6 protein-coding genes are annotated in these 5,362 nt (G+C 38.0%); 2 read left to right on the plus strand and 4 right to left on the minus strand.

Features of this window, described 5'->3' with window-relative positions:
- Positions 1-25 precede the first annotated feature (25 nt).
- Positions 26-457, minus strand: coding sequence for an NUDIX hydrolase (locus VB711_RS04455; RefSeq protein WP_323284523.1), 432 nt, complete (start codon positions 455-457; stop codon positions 26-28).
- Between the two features lie 182 nt (positions 458-639).
- On the opposite strand from VB711_RS04455, the gene VB711_RS04460 reads away from it, so the two are divergent.
- Positions 640-1,215 carry a Uma2 family endonuclease gene (locus VB711_RS04460; protein ID WP_323284524.1) on the plus strand — a complete coding sequence of 192 codons (576 nt, stop codon included), beginning with the start codon at positions 640-642 and terminating at the stop codon, positions 1,213-1,215.
- A 26-nt stretch (positions 1,216-1,241) separates the two neighbouring features.
- Here the strand turns inward: VB711_RS04460 and hpsU are convergent, their stop codons facing one another.
- The 3 genes from hpsU to VB711_RS04475 all read right to left on the minus strand — a co-directional run bounded on the left by hpsU (position 1,242) and on the right by VB711_RS04475 (position 3,776).
- A complete protein-coding gene (gene hpsU / locus VB711_RS04465) occupies positions 1,242-1,832 on the minus strand; it encodes a hormogonium polysaccharide biosynthesis acetyltransferase HpsU (RefSeq protein ID WP_323284526.1) in 591 nt (196 codons plus the stop codon).
- Complete coding sequence (locus VB711_RS04470) at positions 1,825-2,733, minus strand: glycosyltransferase family 2 protein (RefSeq protein WP_323284527.1); 909 nt, start codon at positions 2,731-2,733, stop codon at positions 1,825-1,827. The genes hpsU and VB711_RS04470 overlap by 8 nt, the downstream gene beginning before the upstream one ends.
- 101 nt (positions 2,734-2,834) lie before the next feature.
- Positions 2,835-3,776 carry a glycosyltransferase gene (locus VB711_RS04475; protein WP_323284528.1) on the minus strand — a complete coding sequence of 314 codons (942 nt, stop codon included), beginning with the start codon at positions 3,774-3,776 and terminating at the stop codon, positions 2,835-2,837.
- Between the two features lie 156 nt (positions 3,777-3,932).
- Here VB711_RS04475 and VB711_RS04480 point away from each other — a divergent pair.
- Positions 3,933-5,362: BCD family MFS transporter (locus tag VB711_RS04480; protein ID WP_323284529.1), on the plus strand; the 1,430-nt coding region annotated here is incomplete at its 3' end.

Below are 5,362 nucleotides of genomic sequence, written 5' to 3' on the forward strand. Positions count from 1 at the left end.
AAAGAAGAAATAAAAATATTCACAACTAACCTAATCTTGGACGAATACCATAATTTCGATAACGCCAATAATCTTGGAGAATTTTATCATGGTCAAAACACAATTTACTAGGAATGCTCCAAGGCTCGAAAATTCCCACACCTTTAGCATCATCACCCGCTAGGGGTGTACCTGTGGCTGTGGCTAAAAATACAATGCTAATGGTATGTTGACGGCGATCGCGATCGGGATTAGAATAAACAAAAAACTGTTCAATTAACTCAATTTCTAAACCAATCTCTTCTTTAGCTTCCCGTCTTGCAGCTATTTCTACAGCTTCACCGTAATCCACAAAACCACCGGGAATCGCCCAGCCAAAAGGCTCATTATGTCTCTCTATTAAAATAATTGGTCGATGGGGGCGGTCAATTAATTCGATAATGATATCAACTGTTGGAGCAGGATTTTTGTAAGTCATACTTGTTAATTTATTAATCTTTTTATTTGTTATGGAGCGATCGCCAACTAAATACTATCAGAAAATTAATTGGTTAATCAAACTATAACATTTTGTACTTGCCCTAGCACTTTTTTAGGACGTTGTTACATGGATCAGAATTAACCAAAATCCACAAACATAGAAAAATAGGAGTAAGTTTTATGTTAACTATGACAATTACAGATGTTGAAAAAGTTCAAACTGCTTTTAGTGAAGCAGGTTTAGATTACGATGTTGAGTTAAAAAATGGGAGAATTTCTATTGTGGGTCCATCGGATATTGTATCTAGCGAAATCGGTATTCTTTTTAGCCGACTATTAGCTAACTGGGTTTACCCCCGTCGTCTGGGAAGGGTATTTGATTCGGCTGGTGGCTTTATTTTACCTGATAGCAATCTCACCGCACCAGATGTTTCTTTTGTGAAAGCTGCACGTCTACGTCAAAGTCCTCGTTATTTCGGGGAACTTGTTCCTGATTTGGTGGTAGAAATTAAATCTCAAAGTGATAGAATTAAACCTTTAGTTACTAAAGTTATCAACTTTATTACATTAGGTGCAACTGTGGGAATTTTGATTGATCCTGATGAAGAAACGGTGACTGTTTATCGTCCTCAAGGTGAACCAATTATTTTAACCAATGGTGATATTTTAACTATACCAGAACTTTTTCCAGGTTGGGAATTACCTATTTCTGAATTGTGGCCTCCTATTTTTACTGAGGAAGAACTACAAAGTTAAGGAATAAAAATGTTTTGATCTAATTCCTATTTTTCAGTTTCAAATTCAACGTCATTAATATTTAATCTGGGATGCTGGGGACGACAGGGATTCCCTAAACAAACTTGGTTAGAAGGCATATTATTAAAAACACTACTACGAGCGCCAATTACAGCATTTGCACCTATTTCTACTCCTGGAGATATAAAACAATCTGCTGCTATCCATGCACCATTACCAATCGTAATACTGGCAGTTTTTAAACCAAAGGACGGATCTTGGATATCATGGCTACCTGTACATAGGTAACTTTTCTGAGAGATAACGCAGTGTTGACCGATGTTAATTTGATCTAAACTGTAGAAAACGACATCATCACCAATCCAACTGTAATCGCCGATTGTGACTTTCCAGGGGTAGGTAAAACGGGCTGTGGGACGGATTCTTACACCTTTACCAATATTTGCACCAAATAGCCGCAGTAAGCTAGAACGGAGAATATTCAGGGGTTGGGGAGTGATAGGGAAAGCGATCGCTTGCACAAACCACCAGAAAAAAATATACCAACTCGGACGACCACGATCAAACCACGATTGATCATATTTGCGTAAATCAACAAAAGGCTGATCGTTACCCATTATCAATTACCTTATTTTTAGCAGTATTTAACTGTCCACCACAATTTTTTAATTCGTATAATTTCACGCCAATTTGATATTCATATTGACTCAACAAACGACCATAAATATATCCGGCTGTCCCATCTAAAAAACCGCGTCGAATAATATAAAATAAAGTAAACCGTAAAAGTGGTTTAAATGGCAACCTTACCCAAATCTTTTTCAAAAATCTTTTACGTTGTACTGCATCACCAAACAAATTTGCTCCAATAGTACCACTATTAAGTTCATCTGTAAGTAAATTATAATAAACGCGGGCTTCCCAATTAGAATAACGATTATGTCTTTCTAACCAGTGATAAAGATCCCTAAAATCTTCATGGAGCATATCATTTTTGAGATAGCCAACTTTTCCTTCTAAAATTACGTGTTCGTGAACTTCATTATCCCCAGTGTTGGAAACATCTTCAGTATTTAGGTTTTCGTAACGCCCTTTTTGATGTTTAAATAATCGCAAATTCCAATCAGGATATTTACCACCATAACGAATCCATTTCCCTAAGAAAAAGACCCGACGATTCAGGTAATAACCTTGATATTCATCATTTTGAATTACTTGGGCTATTTCGTCCCACAATTCAGGGGGAATCCGTTCGTCACAATCGACAATTAACACCCATTCATTCTGAAAATCTATGTTATCTAAAGACCAATTTTTCTTTTTTGGCCAACGACCATTAAAGTTAAATTGTACAACTTTAGCCCCATAACTTTCAGCAATTTCCACACTTTTATCACTACTTTGAGAATCTACCATCACTACTTCACTGGCACGCTCTAAACTGGTCAGACAAGCGGGTAAGTTTAGTTCTTCGTTTTTGGCGGGAATCAGTACGGAAACTGGAATTTTAGATAACATAAATTGTAAGAGTTAGGAGTCAGGAGTCAGAGGAAAAAAGTGAAAGTATTTTAATTTGTGTTTTTTTAGCTAAATTTTACATTTTATTGAAAGGAATATAACTATAATTTTTTTAACCCTCCTTTACTGGATAAAAGTCCTTGAATAGCCGACTTTAAATAACCGATTTGACCATAGGCATAAACTAATTTATCAAAGCGTTCGGCTGGGTCAGAAATATGTTTTAATGCTTTATATAAGCCGATCAAAAATTTTTCGCTGCCTTTTTGGAGTTGGGAAATATCGGCTTTACCCGCTAGTTGTTCACGATAACATTCACTAATACCTTGCCACCAACCACGCTTTAAAAACCAAGAGGGTTTCATTCGTTCTGGGGTGACATTATGAGCAACTATAGCTGCGGGAATGTAGGCTACTTGCCAACCTTGTGCTAGGGCAAATTCGGTCATTTGCAGTTCTTCGTTAGAGAGTAAGTTTTTACCTACTCGTCCGAGATGGGTGTCAAAACCGCCGATTTCTGCTAAAAAACTGCGACGAATGGAGTAATTTAAACCTCTAGGGGTTAAACCAGGATTTTGAATGTATACTAGATTCTCTCCTAAATCGTAAGCTCCCAAATTACCAGCTAGTCCGGGGGATAACCATTTTGGTTGTTGGGTATTTGGTGGCCAGATCAGGGTAACTTTGCCGCCAGCGATCGCTATTTTGGCGTTATCCTGATAGGTAGTATACAACACTTCTAACCAGTGGGGACTAGCTACGGCATCATCATCCAAATAAGCTAGAATATCGGCTTTAGCTTCCCTTGCTCCGGTATTACGAGCCACAGATAGGCCAACTGTGGGTTCAAATATATACCTCAGTCGGGGGTTAGCGGCTCTTTGTTCCACAACTTCACGGGTGCGATCGCTAGATCCATTATCCACCACTAGCACCTCAAAATTAGCCGGAAAATTTTGGGCTAACAAACTATCAATCGCTGCTCCTAAATAGGCTTCTCGATTGTAAGTACAGATAATGGCAGAAATTTGGATCTCTGGCATGGGATTAAATTAAAAATAATATTATACCTGATTTGATGCACTGAATATTTATTTTTAAAGTGTACCTTATTCCATAGACCGGCAAACGATCAGGAATTTCGATTTATCTTAAATTAGTGGAAGATCAATTTCTGTCAATGACACACAAACATAACTATGGCAAACAGTGAAATATTTGATACACCAGAAAAATCCTTAGCTCTATCACAAGTCAATATTTTGACCATGTTTCGACTAGGATTGTACCAAATGGGGTTGAGTATGATGTCTATTTTGACTCTGGGGGTACTAAACAGAGTCATGATTCAGGAAATAGCCATTCCAGCGACTTTGGTGGCTTTGGTGTTAGCCTTACCTTCATTTGTGGCACCTACCCGGATTTGGTTTGGCCAGATGTCCGATGTCAAACCATTGTGGGGCTATCATCGCACGGTGTATGTTTGGATAGGAGCAGGAATATTTGCGATCGCTGCCTTTTTAGCGGTACAAGTAATGTGGCAGTTAAATAATGCCAACAGTAGTACCACGGGCTGGGTATGGACAAGGGAAACAATCGGCTGGACAGCAGTGCTGGGTCTAGTTTTCGCTATTTACGGTTTGGCTATTTCTGCCAGTGGAACAACCTTTGCAGCTTTATTGGTTGATATTTCAGAAGAAAGCAACCGTTCTAAAGTTGTTGGTATTGTTTGGTCAATGTTAATGGTGGGTATTATAGTTGGGGCTGTTATTAGTTCCAGCTTGTTGCAGCAATTACAAACCAATGCACCCATAGAAACCCTCAAAGCGGCAATTAATAGATTATTTATTATTGTTCCATCTCTGGTTTTTGGTTTATCAATTGTCGCAACTATTGGCGTAGAAAAAAAATATTCCCGCTTTTTAAAGCATTCCACACCAGGAAATCGGGAAGATAGTATTTCTTTAACTAAAGCCTGGAAAATTTTAACAGCTAGTCCTCAAACAGGATTATTTTTCACCTTTTTATTGGTGATGACTATCAGCTTGTTTATGCAAGACCCCATTTTAGAACCCTATGCCGGCGAAATATTTAAAATGCCTCTGGCAGAAAGTACCAAATTAAACGTTTTTTATGGGACAGGTATCTTAATTGCTTATGGAATCACAGGCTTTTTCATTGTCCCACGGTTAGGTAAGCGGAGAACTGCCAAATTAGGCTGTATTTTAGTAGCCTTTGCAGCTTTATTGCTAGGGGTTTCAGGATTTTCGGCTAATCCCAGTTTCTTGAAATTTGGTTTAGTTTTATTTGGGTTAGCTACTGGTTTTTTAACTACAGCCGCCGTTAGTTTGATGTTAGATCTAACTTTAGCAGAAGCCGCCGGTACATTTATTGGTGCTTGGGGTTTAGCTCAATCTATATCTAGAGGAATAGCAGTGGTAATTGGTGGTGCTGCTTTAGATTTAGGACGAAACATTTTACCAAATAATTTACTTTTAGCATATCAATTAGTATTTGCTTTAGAAGCTTTGGGGATGTTGTTGTCAATTTGGTTCTTAAATCGGGTGAATGTAGCTGAATTTCAAATGAATACCAAACAAGCTATGTCCTCGGTTTTAGAAAGTGACTT

The organism is Cronbergia sp. UHCC 0137 (genome assembly GCF_034932285.1).
Taxonomy (GTDB): domain Bacteria; phylum Cyanobacteriota; class Cyanobacteriia; order Cyanobacteriales; family Nostocaceae; genus Cronbergia.

What these genes read in the sequence shown, in the direction of transcription:
- VB711_RS04475 (WP_323284528.1), bottom strand. Translation starts at nt 3,776, where the DNA reads ATGCCAGAGATCCAAATTTCTGCCATTATCTGTACTTACAATCGAGAA.
- VB711_RS04460 (WP_323284524.1), top strand. Translation starts at nt 640, where the DNA reads ATGTTAACTATGACAATTACAGATGTTGAAAAAGTTCAAACTGCTTTT.
- hpsU (WP_323284526.1), bottom strand. Translation starts at nt 1,832, where the DNA reads ATGGGTAACGATCAGCCTTTTGTTGATTTACGCAAATATGATCAATCG.
- VB711_RS04470 (WP_323284527.1), bottom strand. Translation starts at nt 2,733, where the DNA reads ATGTTATCTAAAATTCCAGTTTCCGTACTGATTCCCGCCAAAAACGAA.
- VB711_RS04455 (WP_323284523.1), bottom strand. Translation starts at nt 457, where the DNA reads ATGACTTACAAAAATCCTGCTCCAACAGTTGATATCATTATCGAATTA.